Here is a 26108-nt window from a genome sequence, read left to right as displayed (position 1 = left end):
GCCGGATCCCGCCCGCCTGCCCGTGCAGCTCGCCCCGGCGGCGCACCACGGGCAGGCGGGCGGGATCCGGCTCGGGGGCCGGGGCCGCCGCACCGGGCCAGTGCCCCCGGCCGTGGGCCGCACCGAGGACGGAATCCGGTTCGGGGGCGGAGCGGACGAGCGAGCGCAGCCAGCCTCGGACCTCCTCGAAGTCGGGGCGCTCGGTGGGGTCCTGGCGGAGCAGCGACTCCACGACCGGGCGCAGCGGACCGCACTCCTCCGCGAAGGCCGGCGCCTCGGCGCAGACCATCTCGACGAGCTCGGCGACGCTGTCCTCCGGGTACGGGGCGTGGCCCTGCACCGCGCGGTAGAGCAGCGCGCCGAGCGCCCACAGGTCGGTGGCCGGCCCGACCGGGGCCGCCAGCTGCCAGGGCCCGCTGACCGTGCCCGCCTGCTCCGGCGCCCACCGCTCGGTGACGGCCCCGACCAGCGCCATCCGCGTCTGCCGGGCCCGCTCGGCATCGAGCCCGCCACGCGGCCCGAAGCCCCTGCCCCCGGTCCCGGCCCCGGACCGGTCGGACCGGGCCGGGCGCGCGGGGGCGGGGGGCGCCGACGTCGGTGCCGAAGTCGGCGTCGGGGGCTTCGGAGCGGGGATGTGCGCGGGCACGGGCGACGGGGGCGGAGCCGGGGACTCCGGAAGGGGGATGTGCGCGGGCACCGGCAGGGGCCGGCCCGGCTGCCCCGGCTGCCCCGGCCGCAGGGGGGCGGTGTCGTCCTCCGCCTGGCGGTACCCCTGCGGCAGGGCGAGCTGCGCCGGCAGCGCAGGCGGCCCCGCCTCCGGACGCTGCTGCCGGGCGGGCAAGGCCGCGGCCTGCCGACGCGGCGTCGCACCGTGCCAGGCGACCCCGCCGTCCGGGGCGTCCTGGCCGCCGGCTCCACCGCCGGGGCCGGCTGCCGCCCCGTTCCCCCTCCCGGCGTACGCCTCCGGGCCCGCACCTGTGCCCGCCCCTGTGCCCGCGTAGGTGCCCGGACCTGCATGGACGCCCGCGCCGAAGCCGGTCGACGCGGCGTCTTCGGAGTCCGTGCCGCCTCCCGCGCCCGCGGCGGCGAGGCCGGCCACGCCGGATCCGGCTGCGGGGCCGGGACCACCGGCAGGCCCCGCGGGACCGGGCGCGGAGCCCGGACCCGCTCCCAGGGCCGCGGCGTCCGCGCCGGGCTCCGCGGCCCGGTCGGGGTACCCGGCCGGGGCCGCTCCGGCGGCGGGGGCCGTGTCCGGGGTCTCCTCGACGGTTCCCGGGCCGGGGCCGGTCGTCCCGGGGGTGCCGTACGGATACGAGTACCCCTGGGGCAGGTTGGATCCCTGCGGCCGCCGCTCCGGTGCCGAAGCCGCACCGGCTGCCGCGGCCTCGCGCTCCTGCGTGACCCGCGCCGCGGCTGCCCGGGACCCGGCCCGGTACGCGGCGAGTACGCCGGCCCGCGCAGCCGCCGTGGGGTCCGGCCGGCCGGGGGCGGTGTGGTCCGCGTACCGCGGCCCGGCGGTGCGGCCCGGAGCACCACTGCCCGTACCGGAATCGGCCGGCGCGGCGTCGGGAGAGGCCGCGCCGCCGTCGGCCGCCTCACCGCCGTGCCCGGCGCCCGCGGCCGGCGGGTCCGGCTCCCGGGCGGGGGTGATGTGGTCCGCGTACCGCGGGCCCACGGGCCCGGGCGCGCCCGGCCCAGGGCCCGGGGAGGCCGCGCCGCCGTCGGCCGCCTCCCACCCTTCCCCCGCGCCGACGAGCTCCGACTGCCGGTCGGGCGTGATGTGGTCCGCGTACCGCGGGCCCGCCGTGCCACCGGCCGGGCCGGGGGCGGCCGGCCCGAGGTGCCGGGGGGTCGTTTCGTATCCGGGCGCCACCAGGGGCGCGTCGGCGGCTCCCTGTTCGAGCGGCCCGTCCAGGGGGGTGCGGCCGGTGTGGCGCGGGCCCGTTCCGCCCGCAGCCACCGGCGGCGGGCCGGCGGGCTCACGGCCCGGCGGCGGGGTGCCCCAGCCCTCTGCCGCGTCCGCGGCGTCGTCCTCCCCCGGCGGGACCGGGTCGTACCCGCACAGCGCGTCCTCCGCAGCCCCGGCGGCCAGGCCGGTGAGGACGACGCGCCCGTCGTCGCACACCAGAACGGTCCGGACCGTGATGTTGCGGTGCGTCCAGCCGTGCGCGTGCAGCACCCGCAGCGCGGTCAGGACGTCGGCAGCGACCTCCGCCGCCCGGTACGGCGTCATCGGTTCGTCGGCGAGCAGCGCGGCCAGCGGCCGGGCCGGCACCAGCTCGCTCACGATCCACAGCGACCCGCCCTCGGCGAACACGTCGAAGACCTGGTCCAGCCGCGGATGGTCCGGGACGGACGCGGCCGCCTGCGCCGCCGCGATGGCCCTGCGCACGGCAGGGAGCTCCCCCGCCGGAAGGGTGCCGGTGCCACCACCACCGGCCCCGGCCCGGGCGGCACCCGCCCCGCCCGACTCCTCGTCGAGCAGTTCCGCGTCCACGATCTCGGGTAACGGCACCTGGCGTACGAGCACTTCCTGCCCGCTGCGCGTGTCGAAGGCGCGGGTTTCGACCAGTTCGTACTCGTCCGACGGCGGCAGCGGCAGACGGTAGCGGCCGGCCAGGATCCGACCCGCGTAGTCGTCCACTCCGCCTCCCCCGAGTGCGCTGCGGGGCAGGTTCCCCGCTGCCCCCGCTGACACGATACGTGGCCGGGGGCACCCGCGTCCCGGGCCTGCGAAGGCTCGTCAGGCGGCCGGGCCCGTCAGGCGAGCGGCTGGAAGGTCTGGAACGCCACGTTCCGCATCGTCGTGCACTCCGGGCCGTCCCACTGGTCCGCCGGGCAGCTGATCATGATGGCGTAGCCGCGCTTCGCGTCGACCTTGAAGCCGCGGTTGAGCACCCGGACCCGGATGCCCTTCTGGTCCCGCTCGAACTCCCAGTCGGCGACGGTCGGGTAGTCCCGGTACGACACCGCGTCGATCCGGATCGGCTTGTAGCCCTGGCTGCTGCTCGCCACCGCCGGGGCGAGCAGCGCCCAGGCCTTGCGGGCGTCGTCACCGGGCTTGTCAGTGAAGTCGACCTGGATGCGCGGGAAGCCGCCGTCGCGGCTGTATATGGCTCCGGAGTTCTCGCCGGCGGTGTCCGTCTGCCTGAAGCCCTGCGGCATCGCCATCGAGAAGTGGAAGCCGAGGTCGGTCACCACGGCGTACCCCGCGGGGAGGCCGGCGGCCGGCCCGCCGGGCGCGTTGCCCTGCCCCTGGCCGCCGCTGCTCGCCTGGCCGCCGTCCTGGCCCTGGGCCTGGCCCTGGCTCTGCTGGCCGTTCGGCGTCTGGCCCTGGCTCGGGTCGGTGCTCGCACCGCCCGTCTTGCCCGCGGTGGCGGCGTTCTCGCCCGTCTTGCCGGACGGGCCCGGGGTCGGGTTGCCGGAGGACGTCGTGCCCTGACCGGTCTTGCCCTGGTCCTTCTTGCCGCCCGGGCCGCCGCCGAACGCGTACACGAGCAGCGAGCCGATGGCCGCGAGCGCGACGACCACACCGGCGATCGCGAGGCCGATGGTGCGGCGGGACATGACGTCGGTGAGCGGCGCGGCGACCGGCGCGGTCCGGCCGGACGGCGAGGACCCGGCGGGGGCGGCGGCTGCCGTCGACGCGTTCGCCGCCGTGGCGGCACCCGCCGTCGCCGCGGCCTTGCGGGCCGCCTTGAGGGCGGCGCGGGCCCGTTCGCGCTGCTCGCGCTCGCGCCGCTCGCGCTCCTTCTTCTCCGCCTTCTCCGCTGCCTTGTCGGCCACGGCCTTGGCCGCCGCCTCCTTGGCCGCGGACAGGGAGATCTGGCGGGTCTCCTCCACCTCGGCGGCGAGGACCGGCGCGGCGGGCTCCGGATCGGGTGCGTTGACCACGGCGGTCAGCATGGCCCGGGCGCGCTCCTCGTCGAGGCGGAGGGCCGGGTCCTTGACCAGCAGACCGTAGATGATCTCGGTGAGCGGGCCGGCGTTGCGGGGCGGGTCCACCGGCTCGGTCATCACCGCCGTGAGGGTGGCCAGGGCCGACCCCTTGTCGTACGGGGGCACCCCCTCGACGGCGGCGTACAGCAGGCCGCCCAACGACCACATGTCGGCGGGCGGGCCGGGCTTCTGGCCGCGGGCGCGCTCGGGCGAGATGTACGAGGGGGCGCCGACGAGCATGCCGGTGGAGGTGATCGAGGGGTCGCCCTCGACCTGGGCGATGCCGAAGTCGGTGAGGACGACCCGGCCGCTGGAGGCGATGAGCACGTTGGACGGCTTCACGTCGCGGTGCAGGATGCCCTGGTTGTGGGCGGCGCGCAGCACGTCGAGCACGGCGAGGCCGACCTCGGCGGCGCGGCGGGGCGTCAGCGGGCCCTGCTCGCGTATGAACTCGGCGAGGGAGGGGCCCTCGATGAGCTCCATGACGATCCACGGGCGGCCGTCCTCGTCCACGACGTCGAAGACGGTGACGGCACCGCCGCTGCGGATCCGGGCGATGGCCTTGGCCTCGCGGAGGGTACGGGTGATCAGGCGGCGCTTCTCGTCCTCGTCGACGCCGTTGCCGAACCGGAGTTCCTTGACGGCGACGGTGCGGCCGAGGGTCTCGTCCTCGGCCCGCCAGACGGTGCCCATGCCGCCCTTGCCGAGGACCTGGCCGAGGCGGTAGCGGCCGGCGAGGAGGCGGCCCTCCGCGCCGGCGGCCGCGGCGGCCTTGGCGGCCGCGGCCTTGACGGCGGCGGCGACGGCGTCGGCCTTGTCGATGACCGGGTTCCCGGACGTCGTCCGGATGGCCTCCGCACCGTCCTTGGCCTCGGCGGGCCTGGCGCCGGCCGCAGCCGCTCCGGGCTTCGACAGATCCGCCTTGGCCGCCGCGGGCTCGGCATCCTCCGGCTCGGCCGCGGCGGGCCGCTCGGCCTCAGCCGACTCGGCCGCAGCAGCCTTCGGCTTCGACAAGTCCGCTTTCGGCGCCGCCGCAGGCTTCGCGTCCTCGGGCTCGGCGGAAGCCGGACGCGCGGCCGCAGCGGCAGGCTTCGCGTCCTCCCGGTCAGCCGCGGCGGGCCGCTCGGCCTCAGCCGGCTCGGCCGCAGCAGCCTTCGGCTTCGACAAGTCGGGCTTGGCGGCGGCCGAACCGACTGCCGCGGCCCGCGGCTTCGGCACGCCCGGCTTCGCCACAGGCCCCTCGGCAGGCGCCTCGGCAGCGGCGTCGGCCGGTGCTCCGGCGGGAGGAACGGCGGCCTCGACAGACGGCTCCGGCTCGGCCGACACAGGCTTCGCCCGGTCCTGCTTCGCCGCAGGCGAATCGGTGTGCTCCGGCTTCGACATGCGTCCCCTCTGCGTTCGTGCCGCCTGCTTCGGCTGCCCCGGCATCCGCCCGAATGCCCGGTGGCCCGCCCCGGGAGAACCCGCGCGATAACCCGCCCCGGCAGAACCCTTATTGTTCCTCACTCCGCAACGGACGGGAGCCCCGGGTCCGCGGTTCCCCACCGGCGTATCCCGGAGTTACAACGGAACGATGTCGGGCGCCCCCAGCCGCGCCGCGTCGGCCGTGTGGTCGTCCGGCTGGCGCTGCGACTCCCGTTCTGCCTGCACTCTCTTTTCGTAGTGCTCCACTTCCTTCTCGATCTGCTGCCCGTCCCACCCCAGGACCGGAGCCACCAGTTCCGCACACTCGCGCGCCGACCGGGTCCCCCGGTCGAACGTCTCGATCGAGATCCGGGTCCGCCGCGTCAGCACGTCGTCCAGGTGCCGTGCCCCTTCGTGTGACGCCGCGTAGACCACCTCCGCCCGCAGGTAGTCCTCCGCCCCGCCCAGCGGGGCCCCCAGCGAGGGGTTCCCGGCGATCAGGTCCAGCAGCTCGTCCGTCATCGAGCCGTACCGGTTCAACAGGTGCTCCACCCGCGCGACGTGAAGACCCGTCCGGGCGGCGATCCTGGCCCGGCCGTTCCACAGCGCCCGGTACCCCTCCGCCCCCACCAACGGCACGTCCTCCGTCACGCATTCCGCGACCCGCTGGTCCAGCCCGTGCACCGCCTCGTCCACGGCGTCCTTCGCCATGACCCGGTACGTCGTGTACTTGCCGCCCGCCACGACCACCAGCCCGGGCACCGGATGGGCCACCGTGTGCTCGCGCGACAGCTTGCTCGTCGCGTCCGACTCCCCGGCCAGCAGCGGCCGCAGGCCCGCGTACACCCCCTGGACGTCGTCGCGGGTGAGCGGCACGGCCAGCACCGAGTTCACCCGTTCCAGCAGGTAGTCGATGTCGGCACTGGACGCCGCCGGATGCGCCTTGTCCAGGTCCCAGTCGGTGTCGGTGGTGCCCACGATCCAGTGCCGGCCCCACGGGATGACGAACAGCACCGACTTCTCGGTCCGCAGGATCAGCCCTGTGCTCGAATGGATGCGGTCCTTCGGGACGACGAGGTGGATGCCCTTCGACGCCCGGACGTGGAACTGACCGCGCTCCCCGATCAGCGCCTGCGTGTCGTCCGTCCACACCCCGGTCGCGTTCACCACCTGGCGCGCCCTGACCTCGTACTCCCCTCCGCCCTCCACGTCCTTCACCCGCGCCCCGACCACCCGTTCGCCCTCGCGCAGGAAGCCGACCACCCTCGCCCGGTTGGCGCAGTGCGCCCCGTACACGGCGGCCGTGCGCACGAGCGTGGTGACGTACCGCGCGTCGTCCATCTGGGCGTCGTAGTACTGCAGGGCGCCCACCAGCGCGTCCTTGCGCAGCGCCGGAGCCACGCGCAGGGCGCGCCGGCGCGACAGGTGCCGGTGCAGCGGCAGTCCGCGGCCGTGCCCGCCGGACACCGACATCGCGTCGTACAGGGCCACGCCCGACCCGGCGTAGAACCGCTCCCACCCCTTGTGCTGCAGCGGGTACAGGAACGGCACCGGCCTGACCAGGTGCGGGGCCAGCCGCTCCAGGAGCAGGCCGCGCTCCTTCAAGGCCTCGCGGACGAGGGCGAAGTCGAGCATCTCCAGGTAGCGCAGGCCGCCGTGGATGAGCTTGCTCGACCGGCTGGAGGTGCCCGACGCCCAGTCACGGGCCTCGACGAGCCCGGTGGACAAGCCTCTGGTCACCGCGTCGAGCGCGGTGCCCGCGCCGACCACGCCCGCGCCCACCACCAGCACGTCCAGTTCCCGTTCGGCCATCCGGGCGAGGGCCTCGGCGCGCTGCTCCGGCCCCAGTGTCGCTGTCCTCACGGCTGCCTCCCGTCGGTGCGGGCGTACCCACTCGGTGCGGGTGGTCCCGCTCGCGTCCCCCGCCCTCGATTCTGACCCGCCGTACCCGCATCAGCCACCGCCTGTGGACAACACAACGGCGGCCACCACCCCGCAATGCGACAGATCGGTCATATATACGCCTAGTCTGACATCGTGCCAGCTCATGCGGCCCCTCCGCGGTCCACAGGAGTTGCGCAAACCAGCCCCGTCATGCATGCCAGGGAAGGGACGGCACCACCCCATGCCCGCAGACCTCGCCGTCATCGGACTCGGCCACCTCGGCCTCCCGCTGGCCCAGGCGGCCGTCGCCGCCGGGATCGAGACGGTCGGCTACGCCATCGGACCGGCCACGGACTCCACCCTCACCGCCGCCGAGGTCCGGCGCATGTCGGCCGCCGGCTTCCGGGTCACCGCCAACCCCGCCGAGCTCGGCCGCGTCCGCACCGCCGTCATCTGCGCCCCCACCCAGCTCGGAGCCGACCGCGCGCTCGACCTCGGAGCCGTCGGCGAGGCCGGTCGCACCCTCGCCGCCCGGCTGCGCCCGCGCACCACCGTCATCCTGGAGTCCGCCGCCCATCCGGGTGTCACCGAGGACTACCTGCGCCCGATCCTGGAGGAGGGCTCCGGGCTGCGCGCCGGCCGGGACTTCCACCTGTCCTACTCCCCCAGCCGGCACGACCCCGGCAACCGGACGCACACCATCGCCAACACCCCCAAGGTGGTCGGCGGCCTCACCCCCGCCTGTACCGAGTCCGCCCACGCCTTCTACGCCCGCATCACCGAGAAGGTGGTCCGCGCCCGCGGCCTGCGCGAGGCCGAGACCGTACAGCTGCTGGAGACCAACTACCGGCACGTCAACATCGCCCTCATGAACGAGATGGCGGTGCTCTGCCACGACCTCGGCGTCGACCTGTGGGACGTCGTCCGCTGCGCCGAGACGAAGCCGTACGGGTTCCAGGCGTTCCGCCCCGGCCCGGGTGTCGGCGGCCACAGCGTCCCCCTCGACCCCAACTACCTGCCGCACACCACCCGCACCCCGGGCCACCCCCTACGCATGGTCGGCCTGGCCCAGGAGATCAACAGCCGGATGCCGCAGTACGTCATCCAGCGCTGCGCCACCCTGCTCAACGAGCACGGCAAGTCCGCCCGCGGCGCCCGCGTCCTGCTGCTCGGGGTCACCTACAAGCCCGACCTCGCCGACCAGGAGGGCTCCCCGGCCCGCGAGATCGCCAGCCGCCTCCTCGACCTCGGGGCCCTGATCAGCTACCACGACCCCTACGTCGCCGGGTGGCGGGTGCGGGACCAGCCGGTCCCCCGCGCCGAGTCGCTGTACGAGGCCGCCGCCACCGCCGACCTGACGATCCTGCTCCAGCACCACCGCACGTACGACCTCCAGGGCCTGGCGGTGAAGGCACAGCTCCTCCTGGACACCCGGGGGGCCAGCCCGGCGGGCGCCGCGCACCGGCTCTGACTCCCGCCCCCGGGCGTCCTGCGGCCCCGCCGTTCGCCATGTGCTGCACAACGGTCGACAAGGGCCGGCCTGGCCACACAGCGAGGACCACAGGGTTGGAGCGGATCCGCACGGTCGACACCCGATGCATCCACGGCGATCCGGTCCACTGCCTCGATCGGGACGAGTGGGCGCACGTGGAGCACGCCGCAGCGCTCTACCTGGGGCTCTGAAGCCGAACACACCGGAGGGCCGGCACCCGATCACCCGGGTGCCGGCCCTCCGGCCTGTGTCGTGCAGCCTGGTCAGCGGTGGTGCTGGGAGTCCGCGACCGTGACCTCGACGCGCTGGAACTCCTTGAGCTCGGTGTAGCCGGTGGTGGCCATCGAGCGGCGCAGGGCGCCGAAGAGGTTCATCGAGCCGTCCGGGGTGTGCGACGGGCCGGTGAGGATCTCCTCGGTGGTGCCGACGGTGCCCAGGTGGACCTTCTTGCCGCGCGGCACGTCCTCGTGGACCGCCTCCATGCCCCAGTGGTGGCCCCGGCCGGGCGCGTCGGTGGCGCGGGCCAGCGGGGAGCCCATCATGACGGCGTCGGCACCGCAGGCGATGGCCTTGGGCAGGTCGCCGGACCAGCCCACGCCACCGTCGGCGATGACGTGCACGTAGCGGCCGCCGGACTCGTCCATGTAGTCGCGGCGGGCGGCGGCCACGTCCGCGACGGCGGTCGCCATCGGGACCTGGATGCCCAGCACGTTGCGGGTGGTGTGCGCGGCGCCGCCGCCGAAGCCGACCAGGACGCCGGCCGCGCCGGTGCGCATCAGGTGCAGTGCCGCGGTGTACGTGGCGCAGCCGCCGACGATGACCGGGACGTCGAGCTCGTAGATGAACTGCTTCAGGTTCAGCGGCTCGGCGGCGCCGGAGACGTGCTCGGCGGAGACGGTGGTGCCGCGGATGACGAAGATGTCCACGCCGGCGTCCACGACGGCCTTCGAGAACTGCGCGGTGCGCTGCGGGGAGAGCGCGGCGGCGGTGACCACGCCGGAGTCGCGGACCTCCTTGATGCGCTGCCCGATCAGGTCGGCCTGGATCGGGGCGGAGTAGATCTCCTGCAGGCGGCGGGTGGCGGCCTCTTCCGGCAGCTCGGCGATCTCGTCGAGCAGCGGCTGCGGGTCCTCGTAGCGGGTCCACAGGCCTTCGAGGTTCAGCACGCCGAGGCCGCCGAGCTCGCCGATGCGGATGGCCGTCTGCGGGGAGACGACGGAGTCCATGGGGGCGGCCAGGAAGGGCAGCTCGAAGCGGTAGGCGTCGATCTGCCAGGCGATCGAGACCTCCTTCGGGTCCCGCGTGCGGCGGCTCGGGACGATGGCGATGTCGTCGAACGCGTACGCCCGGCGGCCGCGCTTGCCGCGCCCGATCTCGATCTCAGTCACGTGTGGTGGCCTTTCCCTACTCGGCTACTGCCCGTCCAGTATCCCCGAAGGGCGGGGGCCCGCGTTCCGGCATCCGCCGTACGGACGGCGTGCGGAGGGCCCGGCGTCCGGGGGCGCGCACGGCGGAGGGGCGGGCCCGTGGCCGGACCCGCCCCTCACCGATGGTGCCGTTCAGCCCTTGCGGGAGTAGTTCGGCGCCTCGACCGTCATCTGGATGTCGTGCGGGTGGCTCTCCTTCAGGCCCGCCGAGGTGATGCGGACGAACCGGCCGCGGTCCTGCAGCTCCGGTACCGTGCGGCCGCCGACGTAGAACATCGACTGGCGCAGGCCGCCGACGAGCTGGTGGACGACCGCGGCGAGCGGGCCGCGGTAGGGCACCTGGCCCTCGATGCCCTCGGGGATGAGCTTGTCGTCGCCGCCCACGCCCTCCTGGAAGTAGCGGTCCTTGGAGAACGACTTGCGGTCGCCGCGGGACTGCATCGCACCGAGCGAGCCCATGCCGCGGTACGACTTGAACTGCTTGCCGTTGATGAAGAGCAGCTCGCCCGGGGACTCCTCGCAGCCCGCGAGCAGCGAGCCGAGCATCACCGTGTCGGCGCCCGCGACGAGGGCCTTGGCGATGTCTCCGGAGTACTGCAGGCCGCCGTCGCCGATGACCGGGACGCCCGCGGCCTTGGCGGCGAGGGCGGCCTCGTAGATGGCGGTGACCTGCGGGACGCCGATGCCGGCGACGACGCGGGTGGTGCAGATGGAGCCGGGGCCGACGCCGACCTTGATGCCGTCGCAGCCTGCGTCGATGAGGGCCTGGGCGCCGTCGCGGGTGGCGACGTTGCCGCCGATGACGTCGACCGACGCGTTCGACTTGATCTTGGCGACCATGTCGCCGACCAGCCGGGAGTGGCCGTGCGCGGTGTCGACGACGATGAAGTCGACGCCCGCCTCGATCAGCGCCTGGGCGCGCTCGTACGCGTCGCCCGCGACGCCGACGGCGGCGCCGACCAGGAGGCGGCCGTCCTTGTCCTTGGCGGCGTTCGGGTACTTCTCGGCCTTGACGAAGTCCTTGACCGTGATGAGGCCCTTGAGGACGCCCGCCTCGTCGACCAGCGGAAGCTTCTCGATCTTGTGGCGGCGCAGCAGCTCCATGGCGTCCACGCCCGAGATGCCGACCTTGCCCGTGACGAGCGGCATCGGGGTCATGACCTCGCGCACCTGGCGGCTGCGGTCCGACTCGAAGGCCATGTCACGGTTGGTCACGATGCCGAGCAGCTTGCCGGCGGCGTCGGTGACCGGGACACCGGAGATGCGGAACTTGGCGCACAGCTCGTCGGCCTCGTGCAGCGTCGCGTCCGGGTGCACCGTGATCGGGTCGGTGACCATGCCGGACTCGGAGCGCTTGACCAGGTCGACCTGGTTCGCCTGGTCGGCGATCGACAGGTTGCGGTGCAGCACGCCGACACCGCCCTGGCGGGCCATCGCGATCGCCATGCGCGACTCGGTGACCTTGTCCATGGCGGCGGACAGCAGCGGAATGTTGACGCGGACATTGCGCGAGATGAGGGAGGAGGTGTCGATCTCGTCCGGCGCCATGTCGGACGCGCCCGGCAGCAGCAGGACGTCGTCGTAGGTCAGCCCGAGCATGGCGAATTTGTCGGGCACTCCGTCGGCGTTGACAGTCATGACACCTTCCCAAATGGTCTTGCTCAGCGCGGATGTCCATGCTAACGGGATCGCGACGCGTCTCATTCCACGAGCGAGGTCACGGCCAGGTTTCGTCGCTTCCTCCTATTGATCGAAGCGCCCTGACGGGTCATAGCGGAGCCACAGACTCCGCGAGACTCGGCCGCTACTGCTCGGCGAGCGCGCGCAGCCGGCTGAGCGCACGGTGCTGGGCGACCCGCACCGCACCCGGGGACATCCCGAGCATCTGGCCGGTCTCCTCGGCGGTCAGCCCGACCGCGACCCGCAGGACGAGCAGCTCGCGCTGCGTCTCCGGCAGGTTGGCCAGCAGCTTCCGGGCCCAGGCGGCGTCGCTGCTGAGCAGCGCCCGCTCCTCCGGGCCGAGGGAGTCGTCCGGCCGCTCGGGCATCTCGTCGGAGGGGACGGCGGTGCTGCCCGGGTGGCGCATGGCCGCCCGCTGCAGGTCGGCGACCTTGTGCGCGGCGATGGCGAAGACGAAGGCCTCGAAGGGGCGGCCGGTGTCCCGGTAGCGCGGCAGCGCCATCAGGACCGCGACGCAGACCTCCTGGGCCAGGTCCTCCACGAAGTGGCGGGCGTCCCCGGGAAGCCGGGAGAGCCGGGTGCGGCAGTAGCGGATGGCCAGCGGGTGCACGAAGGCGAGCAGGTCGTGGGTGGCCTGCTCGTCGCCTTCCACGGCACGGCGCACGAGCGCGCTGACGGCCTCGGCGCTGTTGCCCTTGGCGGCTCCGTTGGGGCCGGTGGCCGCAGGGGAGCCGTGGGCCTCGTCGTCGCGCATCAATCCATGGTGCCTTGGCGCCGGAGCGTTCGCGGCACCACGGTCCGTGTTGTGCATCGAAGCGTTATGAGCGGGTGCGCCTGAGCTCTTCACTTGCACGCTCCCCTCCCGCTCGCCCGAATGTTCCGAGGCCCCATCCCAGAAATGCGCCACACACTCAAGCATGCGGCATCGCGCACGAAGCGACACGTCCCCCGGATTGTGCCCCGCCAATCCCCGGCTACGCACCGGTACGGCCGGGAGCGGGAGCCGCCGCGAACCCCGGGAGCACGCCGGAGCACCGGGTGGTCGGGCGCGCTTGGCGGGGCGGCGCGCCGCCCCGCCCGCCTGCGGCGGACGGGACTGCTCTCAAGGGCCCGCGGTCAGCGGACCAGGCCCCAGCGGAACCCGAGCGCCACGGCGTGCGCCCGGTCCGAGGCGCCCAGCTTCTTGAACAGCCGGCGGGCGTGCGTCTTGACCGTGTCCTCGGAGAGGAAGAGCTCGCGCCCGATCTCCGCATTGGAGCGGCCGTGGCTCATCCCCTCCAGCACCTGGATCTCGCGCGCGGTGAGGGTGGGCGCGGCGCCCATCTCGGCGGAGCGGAGCCGGCGCGGGGCCAGCCGCCACGTCGGGTCGGCGAGCGCCTGGGTGACGGTGGCCCGCAGCTCGGCGCGCGAGGCGTCCTTGTGCAGGTAGCCGCGGGCGCCGGCGGCGACCGCGAGGGCCACGCCGTCGAGGTCCTCGGCCACCGTCAGCATGATGATGCGGGCACCCGGATCGGCGGAGAGCAGCCGGCGCACCGTCTCCACACCGCCGAGCCCGGGCATCCGTACGTCCATCAGAATCAGGTCGGAGCGGTCGGCGCCCCAGCGGCGGAGGACTTCCTCGCCGTTGGCAGCCGTCGTCACGCGCTCGACGCCGGGCACGGTGGCAACCGCGCGACGGAGCGCCTCTCGGGCAAGCGGGGAGTCGTCGCAGACGAGGACGGAAGTCATGACCGCCCTCCGGAGCTGCTGATGCGCGTCACCTTGAGCCTCCAGGCTGGTACGTATCGTCACCTGTGCGGTCGATGCTCTCGGACACCTGTCCGGGAACGCTTTGGTTCAACCGCCTTCGCTCTCTCAACGATGGTCACTCGAAAGAGTTACGGGTCGGACGGACACCTTCGGCACTCTACGTGAGGACGCGATCACGCTATCGGCGCCACTCGCCAACTGTCCTCCATCTGGAGCTATGCCCTATTTGGCGGCTTTCCTTCCGTTTGGGGCGTGTCTGAGGCTAGATTCCCAATGAGTCATATTTACATCTACTACGACAGTAGGTGTGGTAGGTGTGGAGACTTGGACCGTATTCGTCTCAGTACCGGCACCAAGAGGACTACCCATGGCAGATTTCTCCCGCCTCCCCGGACCGAACGCCGACCTCTGGGACTGGCAGCTGCTCGCCGCCTGCCGAGGAGTCGACAGCTCCCTCTTCTTCCACCCGGAGGGCGAGCGGGGCGCGGCGAGGAGCGCGCGCGAGGCCTCCGCTAAAGAGGTCTGCATGCGATGCCCGGTGCGCTCGGAGTGCGCCGCGCACGCACTTGCCGTCCGCGAGCCCTACGGCGTGTGGGGCGGCCTCACCGAGGACGAGCGCGAGGAGCTGATGGGCCGGGCCCGCCATCGCCTGATCCCCGCATCGAGCACCATCGCGCGGACCCCTCCGGACTGACCCCTCCGGACCGACCGCCGCACGGACGGCTGCCCCAGGGCACGCCGCCGCCGGAGCTGCACACCGCGGGAACCGAAGCACATTCGCCGGAACGGCGCGCAGAAACGTTTCCTCAACCTGCGGCCCCGCCCACGGTCGGGGCCGCCGTGCGCCGGTCAGCGCGCGGCGGCCCGCTCCAGCTCGACCAGGGTCGCCGCCACGGCCGGTACGCGGGCCAGGTCGGGCAGCGTCAGCGCCACGATCTCCCGTTCCACGGCCGGCTCCACGGCCAGCGTGCTCACGCCCTTGGCCCGTACGGACTCCAGCGCGAGCTCCGGCAGTACGGCGACCCCCAGCCCGGCGCCGACCAGGCCGGCCACGGCCGGGTAGTCGTCGGTGGCGAAGTCGATGCGCGGGGTGAAGCCGACGCCCTCGCACACCTCGACCAGATGGCGGCGGCAGCGCGGGCAGCCCGCGATCCAGGGCTCGTCCGCCAGCTCCTCCATGCCCAGCCGCTCCGCCCCGGCCAGCCGGTGCCCTTCCGGCAGCAGCCCGACGAGGCGGTCCGTCAGCAGCGGCCGCACGACGAGGTCGTCCCACTCGGCGGCCGGCGCGGAGCCACCGCCGGCGGCGCTCCCGCCACTGCCCGCCCCACCGGCGGCGCCGCCCCCGGACTGCCCCTCGGTCCCGGCGTAGCGGAAGGCCAGCGCCACGTCGCAGTCACCGTCGCGCAGCATCTCCACCGAGCGCGGCGGCTCCGCCTCGACCAGCGAGATCCGGGTACCGGGGTGCGCGGCCCGCATCGCGGCGAGCGCGGTGGGGACCAGGGTGGAGCTGCCGCTGGGGAAGGACACGAGCCGCACCCGCCCGGCACGCAGCCCGGCGATGGCCGCGACCTCCTCCTCGGCGGCGGTCAGCCCGGCCAGGATCCCGGCCGCGTGCCGGACCAGGGCGGTACCGGCCTGCGTCAGCCGCATCTCACGGCCGGCGCGGATCAGCAGCGGAGTGCCGGCGGACTGCTCCAGTGCCTTCATCTGCTGGGAGACGGCGGGCTGGGTGCAGCCGAGTTCGCGGGCGGCGGCGGAGAAGGAGCCGGTACCGGCCACGGCGCGCAGGACCCGGAGATGGCGTGCCTCGATCATTCTTCGAGCATAAGCCCGGCTTTGACGGCAGCGCACATACTCCAGCGCCCCCTTGGGGCGCTGGGTTAGCGTGTCCCCCATGGCGCCCAAGCATGTGATCTCCGTGAACCTCGGCCGGGCGACGGCCGTCGACTACACCAGCGCAGAGGGCGGGGTGACCGGCATAGGCAAGCGGCCCGCCCCGGGCCCGGTCCGCGTCTTCGCCCCCGGCCCCAAGGGGGTCGGCGCGAGCGGCGTGGAGGGCGACGCCGTCTGCGACCTGCGCCACCACGGCGGCGACCACCAGGCGGTGTACGCCTACGCGCGGGAGGACCTGGACTGGTGGGAGGGCGAGCTGGCCCGCGAGCTGCCCGCCGGGGTCTTCGGCGAGAACCTCACCACGTCCGGCATCGACGTGACCGGCGCGCTCCTCGGCGAGCGCTGGCGGATCGGCGCCGACGTGGTGCTGGAGGTGGCCTCGGCACGCATCCCGTGCGGCACCTTCCAGGGGGCCCTCGGGGAGCGGGGGTGGGTCAAGCGGTACACGCAGGCCGTGCGGCCGGGCGCGTACCTGCGCGTGGTGCAGGAGGGGGAGGTGTCGGCCGGCGACGCGGTCGAGGTGGTCAGCCGTCCCGGCCATGACGTGACGGTGGGGCTGTGGTTCCGGGCGTTCACCACCGAACGCGCGCTACTGCCCCGGACTCTGGCGGCCGGTGGTGCGATGGAGCCGGGAGCGCACGAGAAGGTCCGCGCATACGTCGAGAAGTACGGGAGGTAGCCGGACGGCGACGCACCGGCGAGGAGCCGGCGCCCGCCGCCGGCGGGAAAGCGGACGAAGTGGTACCGCCAGGGCGGGCCCGCTCCGGACTGTCGTCCGGGGCGGCTAGGTTGCGCATATGACGACTGCGCTGATCACTGGATCCACGGCGGGCATCGGCGCCGCCTTCGCCCGCCGGCTCGCCGCCCGGGGCCACAACCTCGTGCTGGTCGCCCGCGACACCGCGCGGCTCGCCGAGCAGGCCACGGAGCTGCACGACCGGCACGGCATCGAGGCCGAGGTGCTGACCGCGGACCTGTCGACCGAGGCGGGCATCGCCGCGGTCGAGCGGCGCCTCGGCGACCGTACGCACCCGGTGGACCTGCTCGTCAACAACGCCGGGTTCGGCAACAAGGGCCGCTACCTGGAGGTCTCCATGGCGGACGAGCTGGCCATGCTGAAGGTGCACATCGAGGCGGTGCTGCGGCTGACCTCGGCGGCCACCGCGTCGATGCGCTCGCGCGGCCGCGGCGGGGTCGTCAACGTGGCCTCGGTGGCGGCCTTCGTGCCGCGGGGCACGTACGGGGCGAGCAAGGCATGGGTCGTGCAGTTCACGCAGGGCGCGGCGCGGGACCTGGCCGGGTCGGGAGTGCGGCTGATGGCGCTGTGCCCGGGTTTCGTGCGCACGGAGTTCCACCAGCGGGCCGGCATGGGCACGGACAACATCCCCAACTGGATGTGGCTGGACGCCGACAAGCTGGTGGCTGCGGCCCTGGACGACCTGGCACGCGGCAAGACGGTCTCGATTCCGGACCCGCGGTACAAGGCGCTGATGGGCGTGGTGAAGCTGACGCCGCGCGGACTGCTGGGCGGGCTGTCCTCACGTACGGGCCGCAAGTACGGGCCCCGCTGACGGGCCGCGGCAGGCGGCTGCAGGAGTCGCCCGAAGTCGGCCGGACCGGGCAAATCTCCCTAAAATGGATGTATCCCATCCAGCCCGGGAGGCGCCATGACATTCGTACAAATAGTCGATTACGAGACGAGCAGGCCCGACGCCGTCAGTGCGCTCATGGACCGGTACCTGGCGCAGACCAGCGGCAAGCGCACCGTGACGCACAGCGTGGTCGGCAGGGACCGCGAATCCGAGACGCATTATGTCGACGTGGTCGAATTCCCGTCGTACGAAGAGGCCATGAGGAACTCTCACCTTCCGGAGACGGACCGGATGTTCCAGGAGATGGTGGCCCTCTGCGACGGGATGCCGCGGTTCACCAACCTGGACGTGGTCCGCGACGAGCACCTCAACACGCTGCTCGCGAACCGGATGTTCGACGACGTCGCGATGAAGGGCGACATGGCCGTCATCGAGGAGATCTTCGCGCCGGACTACGTGGACCACGACGTGTCCAACCCCGTCGACAAGACCGGGCGCGAGGGCATCCGCGAGGACGTGGAGATGTGGCGCGGCGCCTTCGACTTCTCCTTCCGCCGCGAGGCGCAGATGGCGCAGGACGACTGCGTCAGCACCCTGTGGACCTGGACCGGCAAGCACAAGGGCGAGTTCATGGGGATCGCCCCGACCGGCAGGACCTGCACGATGACCGGCACGACGATCTTCCGCTGCGAGAACGGGATGATCAAGGAAGGCTGGTGGCACTACGACACCAACGGCCTGATGCGGCAGCTCGGGGCCATGTCCTGAGCGGTGCCCCGAACGGCCCGGCCCGCCCAACGGCCCGGCCGGCTCGGCCAACGGCCGACGGCCCGGCTCGGCCCGGCTCGGCCCGGCCCGGCCCAACGGCCCTGCCCACGGAAAGACCCCGGCCACCACCGCGGAGCGGCGGCGACCGGGGTCGCAGTCCGAGGCGAACCGGTCAGCGTTCGGCGGACCGGCTCATCGGGGGTCAGTGGCTGTGGCCGTGACCGTGGCCGTGCCCGTGGCCGTTGGCCTCTTCCTCTTCCTTCTTCTCGACGACCAGGGTCTCGGTCGTGAGCAGCAGGGAGGCGATGGAGGCCGCGTTCTCCAGGGCGGAGCGGGTGACCTTGACCGGGTCGATGACGCCGGCCTTCACCAGGTCGCCGTACTCGCCGGTGGCGGCGTTGAAGCCGTTGCCCTTCTCCAGCTCGCCCACCTTGGAGGTGATGACGTAGCCCTCGAGGCCGGCGTTCTCGGCGATCCAGCGCAGCGGCTCGACCGCGGCGCGGCGGACGACCGCGACACCCGTGCCCTCGTCGCCGGTCAGGCCGAGGTTGTCCTCCAGCACCTTGACGGCGTGGACGAGCGCGGAGCCACCACCGGAGACGATGCCCTCCTCGACCGCGGCGCGGGTCGCGGAGATGGCGTCCTCCAGACGGTGCTTCTTCTCCTTCAGCTCCACCTCGGTGGCGGCGCCGACCTTGATGACGCAGACGCCGCCGGCGAGCTTCGCCAGGCGCTCCTGCAGCTTCTCGCGGTCCCAGTCCGAGTCGGTCGCCTCGATCTCGGCCTTGATCTGGTTGACGCGGCCGAGCACGTCCTCGGCGGAGCCGGCACCGTCGACGATGGTGGTGTCGTCCTTGGTGATGGTCACGCGGCGCGCGGTGCCCAGGATGTCCAGACCGGCCTGGTCGAGCTTGAGGCCGACCTCCTCGGCGATGACGGTGCCGCCCGTGAGGGTGGCCATGTCCTGCAGCATCGCCTTGCGGCGGTCGCCGAAGCCGGGCGCCTTGACGGCGACCGCGTTGAAGGTGCCGCGGATCTTGTTGACGACGAGGGTGGAGAGGGCCTCACCCTCGACGTCCTCGGCGATGATCAGCAGCGGCTTGGAGCCACCCGCCTGGATGACCTTCTCCAGCAGCGGCAGCAGGTCCTGGATGGAGGAGATCTTGCCCTGGTGGATCAGGATGTAGGGGTCCTCCAGGACCGCCTCCATGCGCTCCTGGTCCGTGACGAAGTACGGCGACAGGTAGCCCTTGTCGAAGGCCATGCCCTCGGTGAACTCCAGCTCCAGGCCGAAGGCGTTGGACTCCTCGACGGTGATGACACCGTCCTTGCCGACCTTGTCCATCGCCTCGGCGATGAGCTCGCCGACCTGCTGGTCCTGCGCGGAGAGCGCGGCCACGGCGGCGATGTCGGACTTGTCCTCGATCGGACGGGCGGTGGCGAGGAGCTCGGCGGACACGGCCTTGACCGCGGCGTCGATGCCCTTCTTCAGGGCGGCCGGGGAGGCGCCGGCGGCGACGTTGCGCAGACCCTCGCGGACCAGCGCCTGGGCCAGCACGGTGGCGGTGGTGGTGCCGTCACCCGCGATGTCGTTGGTCTTGGTCGCCACCTCCTTCACCAGCTGCGCGCCGAGGTTCTCGTACGGGTCGTCGAGCTCGACCTCACGGGCGATGGTGACACCGTCGTTGGTGATGGTGGGGGCGCCGAACTTCTTGTCGATGACGACGTTGCGGCCCTTGGGACCGATCGTCACCTTGACCGTGTCGGCAAGCTTGTTGACGCCGCGCTCGAGGGCGCGACGGGCGTCCTCGTCGAACTTCAGGATCTTCGCCATGGGAGCGGTTCAGCCCTCTCGGAAAACTAGGGTTCAACGACCCGCGCCCCTCGCCGCCCGGCAATCAGCGGGGTGACCAGGGGCGCAGATCAAAGCAGTTCTGGGAGAAGTGAATTACTTCTCGATGATCGCGAGCACGTCGCGAGCCGAGAGGACGAGGTACTCCTCGCCGCTGTACTTCACCTCGGTGCCGCCGTACTTGCTGTACAGCACGATGTCGCCGACGCTGACGTCCAGCGGGAGACGCTGGCCGTCCTCGAAGCGGCCCGGGCCCACGGCGAGGACGACGCCCTCCTGGGGCTTCTCCTTCGCAGTGTCCGGGATGACCAGGCCGGAGGCCGTGGTCTGCTCGGCGTCGAGCGGCTGGACCACGATGCGGTCCTCAAGCGGCTTGATGGCAACCTTGGAGCTGGCGGTCGTCACGATCCGACCTCCCCCTTCGGAGATCTCACGGGGTTAACTGTCTGAGGTGGCGACCAGGTGGATCCGTCGTCGCGGGTGCCGGACCTGCCCGTCGCTGTGTTGGCACTCACCGGGGGCGAGTGCCAGGTGCGAGAGTATTCCGGCGATTAGCACTCGGTCAAGCGGAGTGCCAATACGCATCCCCCGGTTCGCACATCCGGCCATCCCGGCCGCCGAGTCGGCCGGATCCGGACAGTCCCCCGGACCCCTCTCCCCCCGTCCGGCCCGAAGGAACCCAGGGGAGGGGATCGTCGTCCTAGACGATATGAAGATAAAGCGGATCATTGACGACCAGATCGGACCAATGCCTTCCGCGCCCTGCGCAGGCACCGACGGGCGCGGTGACCCGTGCGGGGGCTGAGGCCCCTGACGGCGGCCGGGGCCCGGCGCCGCACCGAGGCGCTGCTGCTCGTCCTCGTGGTCGGCACCACCGTCCTCGGGCACGCGAGCGCGGGCCTCGGACTGAACGGCGAGCTGCCGGCCGACCTCTCCGGCTTCGCGATCAGCATGAGCCTGCTGGCCCTGGTGGCGCACCTGGGCGTGCGCCGGTTCGCGGCGTACGCGGATCCACTGGTCCTGCCGTCGGCCGTACTGCTGACCGGGCTCGGACTGGTGCTGCTGCACCGCCTCGACCAGTCGTACATCGAGCGGTACAACGGGGAGGCCAACGCCCCCGGCCAGCTGGTGTGGACGGTGATCGGCGTGGCCGCCTGCCTGCTGGTGGTGGCGCTGCTGCGGGACCACCGCCTGCTGCAGCGGTTCGTCTACCTCACGATGGCCGGGGCCCTCGTGCTGCTGGTCGCGCCGGCGTTCTCGCCCGCGGACACGTACGGGGCGAAGCGCTGGATCGTCATCGGCGGCTTCTCCGCGCAGCCGGGCGAGTTCGTGAAGATCATGATCGTGGTCTTCTTCGCCGGGTACCTGGTCGTCCACCGGGACTCCCTGGCCCTGACCGGCCGGCGGTTCCTCGGCCTGCGGCTGCCCCCGATGCGGCAGCTGGGCCCCCTCGTCACGGTGTGGGTCCTGTCGATGCTGGTGCTGGTCTTCGAACGCGACCTGGGCACCTCGCTGATCTTCTTCGGCGTCTTCGTGGTGATGCTGTACGTCGCCACCGAGCGCACCGGCTGGATCGTGTGCGGGCTCGTCATGGCCGCGGGCGGCGCCTTCGTCGTCGGCTCGACCGAGCCGCACGTGAAGGCGCGCGTGGCCGCCTGGCTGAACCCGCTGTCGTACTACTGGCAGGACCGGCCTGCGGGGGTCAACTCGGAACAGTCGGCGCAGGCCCTCTTCAGTTTCGGCACCGGCGGCATCTCGGGGACGGGGCTCGGCCAAGGACACCCGGAGCTGATCAGGTTCGCGGGCCGCAGCGACTTCATCCTGACGACGGTGGGCGAGGAGCTCGGCCTGGCCGGGGTCATGGCGGTGCTGCTCCTCTACGCCCTCCTCGTGCAGCGGGGGTTGCGGATGGCGCTCGCCGCCCGCGACCCCTTCGGGAAGCTGCTGGCGGTGGGCCTGGCGGCGGCGCTGGCGCTCCAGGTGTTCGTGGTGGCGGGCGGTGTGACGGGGCTGATCCCGCTGACCGGCAAGGCGCTGCCGTTCCTGGCGAAGGGAGGCTCGTCCCTGCTGGCCAACTGGATCATGATCGCGCTGCTGCTGCGGATCAGCGACAGCGCGGAACGGCAGCGCCTGGCGGACCGCCGCGGCCCGGTGGAGACCGTGATCACGCCGGTGGTGGCGGCGGCCGGGCGGGGCTGAGGGGCGCGTACCGGGCGGCTCCGGCCGCCCGCGCGCTCCCGTCACCCCAATCGCCTCGGTCGCCTCGGTCGCCCCGGTCGCCTCAGTCGCCCCGGTCGCCCCGGTCGCCCGCGGACTCGATCACCCGTCTGGCCGCCTCGGCCTCGGCCGCGGGGGGCGACAGCTCGGAGAGGGTGTCGAGGTCGTGGTCCTTCTCCAGCTCCCGCTCCCAGGCGTCGGCGAGCTCCTGCTGCCGGGTGGGGGGCAGCGCTCGGACCTTCTCCCGGTGGTCAGGGCTCAGGGCGTTCAGGAAACGCTCGACGGTGTCGATCGGCATCGCTTCGCCTCCCGGTTCGGCGGGGGTGGGGTGTGCGTCCATTCCTCCCGCGGCGGACCGGGCCCGTACCCGGCGGCCCCCGCCCTTCACCTGAACGGGCAGCGTCTCAGAGGTAGTCCTCCAGACGGCCTATGCGGAAGCCCTGCTCCTGGATGCTCTGCAGCATGCGGGCGGTCATCTGGACCTCGGTCGCGCCCTTGAGCTCGGAGGGGCCGCGGAAGTGGGCCAGGATGATGTCGCCGGGCTTGAGGCCGGAGCCCTCGGCGTACTGGAAGTTGTTGATCTGCATCGACGCCCGCCACAGGACCACCTGTGTGATGCCGCACTCGGCGGCCGCCTTGAGCGTGTCGTCGTTGTAGTTGCCGAAGGGCGGGCGGAAGCGGGTGGGCTTGGCCCCGAAGCGCTTCTCCAGGCGTTCCTGCTGACCGCATATCTCCTTCTTCTGCGCCGCGAAGGGCAGGGTCCGGAGGTTCGGGTGGGTCAGGGTGTGGTTGTTGACGGTGCTGCCGGAGCCGTTGTCCCGGAGCTTCTCGAAGTGCCCGTAGTCCGACGACGCGACGTTGTCGGTGAGGTACATGCTGATCGGCAGCTTGAGGTCGGCCGCCATCTTCAGGAACTCGGGGTCCTTCTCGGCGCCGTCGTCGAAGGTCAGGAAGACGACCTTCTCCGTCGCCGGCACGGGTATTCGGTCCACGACCTGGGCCTTGCCGGGGGCGGCCGGCGGCAGGGCCGGCTTCTGCGCCGGCTTCGGCGCGTACTGCACCGGGGCGGTCAGCCCCCACTTCCGGTACGCCTGCTCCCCGGCGCCGGCCGAGGGCGACGCGCCCGGGGCGCCCTGGGCGGCGGCACCGGACGGGACCGACGGGCTCGGCTGGTCGTGGGTGGCCTTGCGGCCGAGCCGCTCGATGGGGTCCACGCTGTTCCCGCACCCCGCCAGGAACAGCGCGAGCGCGCCGGCCACCAGCGTCCCGGCCACAGGCCGGCGCGCGTACTTCACTTGACATCTCCCGTGAGGATCCGGCCTTCGGGCCGGAGCGGAATGTTTTCTCGGTGCGGAGCCGCGTGGCGGCAAAATCCTCTGCGCATCGCTCGTGCGGTCTTTCCTCCGTTGTCAGTGGCTGCCGGCGAGTGCGCGGCGACGTCCCGCAAGGTCCACGGCCCGAACGGGACCGCCGAGCGGCGGCGGGGGTGCACGAGGAGACCGCCCGGCAGCGGAAGGACACCGTCCGAGCAGGGGCCAGGACCGTCGTCCGCGGCCACGGCGCCCTCGCCGTCGAGGGCTTCCGCCCGGAGTTCCCCACGAAGGCCGCCATCGTCTGCACGGCGGCCGGCACCGCGGTCGGCGCGACGAAGGCGGCACTGATCGGGATCGCACGCGAGCACGGCCCGGCCGTGCACCCGGTCCACCCCGCGCACACCACCATGGACTGCGCACGGTGCGGAGCGATGACCAAGCACGCACTCCCCCCTCTCCGAAAGACGTACACGTGCACCGCGCGCGGAGCCGTCTCCCCCCGGAGACGGGAACTCCGCCCGCGTCATGCCCGTCCGGGCCGGTCCCGACCCGGCTGCTGCCGAGCTCGCACGACCTGCCACCGCCAGGTGTCAGGCGAAGCGGGCCGGGAATCCCCTCCCCCGGGCAGGTGAGGGCTCAAAGGTAATCCTCCAGCCGGGCCACGGCGTAACCCTTGTCCGTGATGGTCTTCATGACGTGGCGGACCAGTTCGGGCATGCTGCTCCCCCAGTCCTCGCGCCCCCGGAAATGCGTGAGGATGATATCTCCGGGATGCAGGTCGCGGTCCCATTCACGGTAGTCCATCCGGTTCGGGAAGGCTTCGGCACTCCACAGCGGAACCGTTTTGATCCCACAGGACTTGGCCGCGCGGAGGGTGTCCTCGTTGTAGTTCCCGTACGGCGGGCGGAAGGCCGTCGGCCGCTTGCCGAAGTTCCTCTGGATCGCGTCCTGCTGTCCGCAGATCTCCGCGCGCTGCTTGTCGTACGACAGCGCCGGCAGGTAGCGGTGGTTGAGCGAGTGGTTGTTCAGCGTGACGCCGGCGGCCTGCATCTCCTTGAAGTAGGCGTAGTTGTCGCGTACGAGGTAGTCGCTGAGGAACGCCGTGTACGGGATCTTCAGTTCCTTCATCATCTTCAGGAACTCGGGGTCCTTCTCCGCGCCGTCGTCGAACGTCAGGAAGACGACCTTGTCCTCCGTCGGGATCGCGGTGAAGACGGGCGGGAGGTCCTCGTGGCCCTCGACCTCGAAGCCGTCACGGGTGCTGATCTCCGGCTTCGGCTTCGGTGCCGGCGGAGCCTCCAGCGGCGGTTTGTCCAGCTTCCACTTCTTCGCCGCGGCCAGCCTGGCCTTGAGCCGTTCGGCGCGGTCGGCCGGGGCCGCGCCCGCCGCGCCGCCCGCGGTGCCGGCGTCCGCCTCGGCGCTCTTGCCGCCCTTGGGGGGGGCGGGTGTGCCGCCGGAGTCCGCGGAGGTGCCGCAGGCCGTCCCCAGGGCGGCGACGAGCAGGGCCGACAGGGCGACCCCGGCCCGGCCGCGCGAGCCGGCGGTGCACCGGCGACCATGAAGCGCCTTTTGTTCTTTTTGTCGTACTAGCTGCATAGCAGCGGATCCTGACACCGCGACAGCGCTCCGCCGCGCCGACACCGCGAGTGGAAGGCGACCTTCCATCGAGTGGCGCACACTGACCGACAATGAGGCGGTGACCCCCGAAGACTTCGCCGCCCTCCTGACCCCCGAGGGCCGCGCCCTCCTGGACTCGCTCCGCGACCACGACCCGGGCCAGGAGCTCGCCGTCGCGACCCGGCTGCGCCGCGAGCACCCGGCGCCCCTGGTCTCCGCCGCGCTCGGTCAGGCCCGTCTGCGGCAGCGCGCGGTGGCGAAGTTCGGGGCGGAGGACGCCTTCCGGATGTACTTCACGCCCGGCGGCGCCGAGATGGCCACGCGCGCCTCGGTGGCCGCGTACCGCGCCGAGCGGTTCGCGGCGCTCGGCGTGCGCAGCGTCGCCGACCTGTGCTGCGGCATCGGCGGGGACGCACTGGCCCTGGCCCGGCTCGGCATCCGGGTGCTGGCGGTGGACCGAGACCCGCTGACCGCCTCCGTGGCCCGGGCCAACGCCGAGGCGCTGGGGCTGGCGGACCTGGTCGAGGTCCGGGAGGCGGACGTGACCGGCGTCGACACCAGCGGGTACGACGCCGTCTTCCTCGACCCCGCGCGGCGCGGCGGCCGGGGCCGGGTGTTCGATCCGGAGGCCTACTCGCCGCCCCTGTCCTGGGCCGTGGAGGCGGCCCGTACGGCGCGGTACGCGGCCGTCAAGATCGCCCCCGGGATCCCGCACGAGGCGGTGCCGGAGCAGGCCGAGGCCGAGTGGATCTCCGACCACGGGGACGTGAAGGAGGCCGTGCTGTGGTTCGGGACCGCCCCGGGCACCGTCCGCGCGACCCTGCTCCCCGGCCCGCGCACCCTCGACACCGTCGGCCCGCTGCCCGACCCGGAGGTCGGACCGGTCGGCCGCTGGCTGTACGAGCCCGACGGCGCCGTCATCCGCGCCCATCTCGTCGCCGAGGTCGCGCGGCAGCTCGGCGGCCGGCTCATCGACCCGACCATCGCCTACGTCACCTCGGACGAGCTGCGCGCGACGGAGTACGCGACCGCGTACGAGATCACCGACGTGCTGCCGTTCGGCCTGAAGAAGCTGAAGGCGCTGCTGCGGGAGCGGGAGGTCGGCATCCTGACCGTGAAGAAGCGCGGCTCGGCCATCGAGCCCGAGGAGCTGCGCAAGAAGGTCAAGCCGCAGGGGCGGAACGCGGCGACCGTGTTCCTGACCCGGGTCGCGGGTGCCCCGTCGATGCTGATCGGGTCGCCGGTCAGCGCCCCGTGACGGTGGCCGGCGGAGGCGGGGGC

The 26108-nt window shown here is 72.9% G+C and carries 20 protein-coding genes; 7 read left to right on the top strand and 13 right to left on the bottom strand.

Annotated features, from left to right (window positions below; all coding sequences use genetic code 11):
• The 3 genes from HYE82_RS15480 to HYE82_RS15470 all read right to left on the bottom strand — a co-directional run.
• The coding region (locus HYE82_RS15480; protein WP_179174638.1) for a protein kinase at nucleotides 1–2644 on the bottom strand (2644 nt) is incomplete at its 3' end.
• Between the two features lie 116 nt (nucleotides 2645–2760).
• On the bottom strand, nucleotides 2761–5322 hold the full coding sequence (locus tag HYE82_RS15475) for a serine/threonine-protein kinase (RefSeq protein WP_256987259.1): 2562 nt from the start codon (nucleotides 5320–5322) through the stop codon (nucleotides 2761–2763).
• A 177-nt stretch (nucleotides 5323–5499) separates the two neighbouring features.
• Entirely contained in the window at nucleotides 5500–7206 is a 1707-nt protein-coding gene (locus HYE82_RS15470; RefSeq protein ID WP_179174636.1) for a glycerol-3-phosphate dehydrogenase/oxidase, read from the bottom strand.
• A 262-nt stretch (nucleotides 7207–7468) separates the two neighbouring features.
• On the opposite strand from HYE82_RS15470, the gene HYE82_RS15465 reads away from it, so the two are divergent.
• Nucleotides 7469–8698 (top strand): nucleotide sugar dehydrogenase, encoded by a 1230-nt coding sequence (locus HYE82_RS15465; protein ID WP_179174635.1) that lies wholly within the window; start codon nucleotides 7469–7471, stop codon nucleotides 8696–8698.
• A gap of 284 nt (nucleotides 8699–8982) precedes the next feature.
• On the opposite strand, the gene HYE82_RS15460 is transcribed toward HYE82_RS15465, so the two are convergent.
• The 4 genes from HYE82_RS15460 to HYE82_RS15445 form a co-directional block, all read right to left on the bottom strand.
• Nucleotides 8983–10107, bottom strand: a complete 1125-nt coding sequence (locus tag HYE82_RS15460; protein WP_179174634.1) for a GuaB3 family IMP dehydrogenase-related protein — start codon at nucleotides 10105–10107, stop codon at nucleotides 8983–8985.
• Nucleotides 10108–10278: 171 nt separating this feature from the next.
• Entirely contained in the window at nucleotides 10279–11784 is a 1506-nt protein-coding gene (gene guaB / locus HYE82_RS15455; protein ID WP_179174633.1) for an IMP dehydrogenase, read from the bottom strand.
• 166 nt (nucleotides 11785–11950) lie between these two features.
• Nucleotides 11951–12580, bottom strand: a complete 630-nt coding sequence (locus tag HYE82_RS15450; protein WP_256987257.1) for a sigma-70 family RNA polymerase sigma factor — start codon at nucleotides 12578–12580, stop codon at nucleotides 11951–11953.
• A gap of 362 nt (nucleotides 12581–12942) precedes the next feature.
• Nucleotides 12943–13554 (bottom strand): response regulator transcription factor, encoded by a 612-nt coding sequence (locus HYE82_RS15445; RefSeq protein WP_003948568.1) that lies wholly within the window; start codon nucleotides 13552–13554, stop codon nucleotides 12943–12945.
• Nucleotides 13555–13942: 388 nt separating this feature from the next.
• Here HYE82_RS15445 and HYE82_RS15440 point away from each other — a divergent pair, with 388 nt between their 5' ends.
• Nucleotides 13943–14269 carry a WhiB family transcriptional regulator gene (locus HYE82_RS15440; RefSeq protein ID WP_179174631.1) on the top strand — a complete coding sequence of 109 codons (327 nt, stop codon included), beginning with the start codon at nucleotides 13943–13945 and terminating at the stop codon, nucleotides 14267–14269.
• Nucleotides 14270–14424: 155 nt separating this feature from the next.
• Here the strand turns inward: HYE82_RS15440 and HYE82_RS15435 are convergent, their stop codons facing one another.
• Nucleotides 14425–15390: a LysR family transcriptional regulator gene (locus HYE82_RS15435; RefSeq protein WP_179174630.1), complete on the bottom strand. Its 966-nt coding sequence runs from the start codon at nucleotides 15388–15390 to the stop codon at nucleotides 14425–14427.
• Nucleotides 15391–15469: 79 nt separating this feature from the next.
• On the opposite strand from HYE82_RS15435, the gene HYE82_RS15430 reads away from it, so the two are divergent.
• The 3 genes from HYE82_RS15430 (at nucleotide 15470) to HYE82_RS15420 (ending at nucleotide 17828) form a co-directional block, all read left to right on the top strand.
• Nucleotides 15470–16147, top strand: a complete 678-nt coding sequence (locus tag HYE82_RS15430) for an MOSC domain-containing protein (protein WP_179174629.1) — start codon at nucleotides 15470–15472, stop codon at nucleotides 16145–16147.
• A 118-nt stretch (nucleotides 16148–16265) separates the two neighbouring features.
• On the top strand, nucleotides 16266–17039 hold the full coding sequence (locus tag HYE82_RS15425; RefSeq protein WP_179174628.1) for an SDR family oxidoreductase: 774 nt from the start codon (nucleotides 16266–16268) through the stop codon (nucleotides 17037–17039).
• A gap of 96 nt (nucleotides 17040–17135) precedes the next feature.
• Complete coding sequence (locus tag HYE82_RS15420) at nucleotides 17136–17828, top strand: ester cyclase (RefSeq protein ID WP_179174627.1); 693 nt, start codon at nucleotides 17136–17138, stop codon at nucleotides 17826–17828.
• 202 nt (nucleotides 17829–18030) lie between these two features.
• Here the strand turns inward: HYE82_RS15420 and groL are convergent, their stop codons facing one another.
• Together groL and groES are read right to left on the bottom strand one after the other, a co-directional pair.
• Entirely contained in the window at nucleotides 18031–19662 is a 1632-nt protein-coding gene (gene groL, locus HYE82_RS15415) for a chaperonin GroEL (protein WP_179174626.1), read from the bottom strand.
• A 114-nt stretch (nucleotides 19663–19776) separates the two neighbouring features.
• A complete protein-coding gene (gene groES / locus HYE82_RS15410) occupies nucleotides 19777–20085 on the bottom strand; it encodes a co-chaperone GroES (protein WP_179174625.1) in 309 nt (102 codons plus the stop codon).
• 387 nt (nucleotides 20086–20472) lie between these two features.
• On the opposite strand from groES, the gene HYE82_RS15405 reads away from it, so the two are divergent.
• A complete protein-coding gene (locus HYE82_RS15405) occupies nucleotides 20473–21879 on the top strand; it encodes an FtsW/RodA/SpoVE family cell cycle protein (RefSeq protein ID WP_179174624.1) in 1407 nt (468 codons plus the stop codon).
• 82 nt (nucleotides 21880–21961) lie between these two features.
• On the opposite strand, the gene HYE82_RS15400 is transcribed toward HYE82_RS15405, so the two are convergent.
• The 3 genes from HYE82_RS15400 to HYE82_RS15390 form a co-directional block, all read right to left on the bottom strand.
• Nucleotides 21962–22195, bottom strand: coding sequence for a hypothetical protein (locus HYE82_RS15400; protein ID WP_179174623.1), 234 nt, complete (start codon nucleotides 22193–22195; stop codon nucleotides 21962–21964).
• Nucleotides 22196–22301: 106 nt separating this feature from the next.
• Nucleotides 22302–23192 (bottom strand): polysaccharide deacetylase family protein, encoded by an 891-nt coding sequence (locus tag HYE82_RS15395; RefSeq protein WP_309144329.1) that lies wholly within the window; start codon nucleotides 23190–23192, stop codon nucleotides 22302–22304.
• 654 nt (nucleotides 23193–23846) lie between these two features.
• Nucleotides 23847–24806, bottom strand: coding sequence for a polysaccharide deacetylase family protein (locus HYE82_RS15390; protein WP_179174622.1), 960 nt, complete (start codon nucleotides 24804–24806; stop codon nucleotides 23847–23849).
• A 100-nt stretch (nucleotides 24807–24906) separates the two neighbouring features.
• Between HYE82_RS15390 and HYE82_RS15385 the strand changes: the two genes are divergently transcribed.
• Nucleotides 24907–26085, top strand: coding sequence for a methyltransferase domain-containing protein (locus tag HYE82_RS15385; protein ID WP_179174621.1), 1179 nt, complete (start codon nucleotides 24907–24909; stop codon nucleotides 26083–26085).
• Nucleotides 26086–26108 lie beyond the last annotated feature (23 nt).

It is taken from the genome of Streptomyces sp. BR123 (assembly GCF_013401435.1).
Taxonomy (GTDB): Bacteria; Actinomycetota; Actinomycetes; order Streptomycetales; family Streptomycetaceae; genus Streptomyces.
Note: the sequence above shows the minus strand (reverse complement) of the source record. Positions and strands in the feature narration are given on the sequence as shown.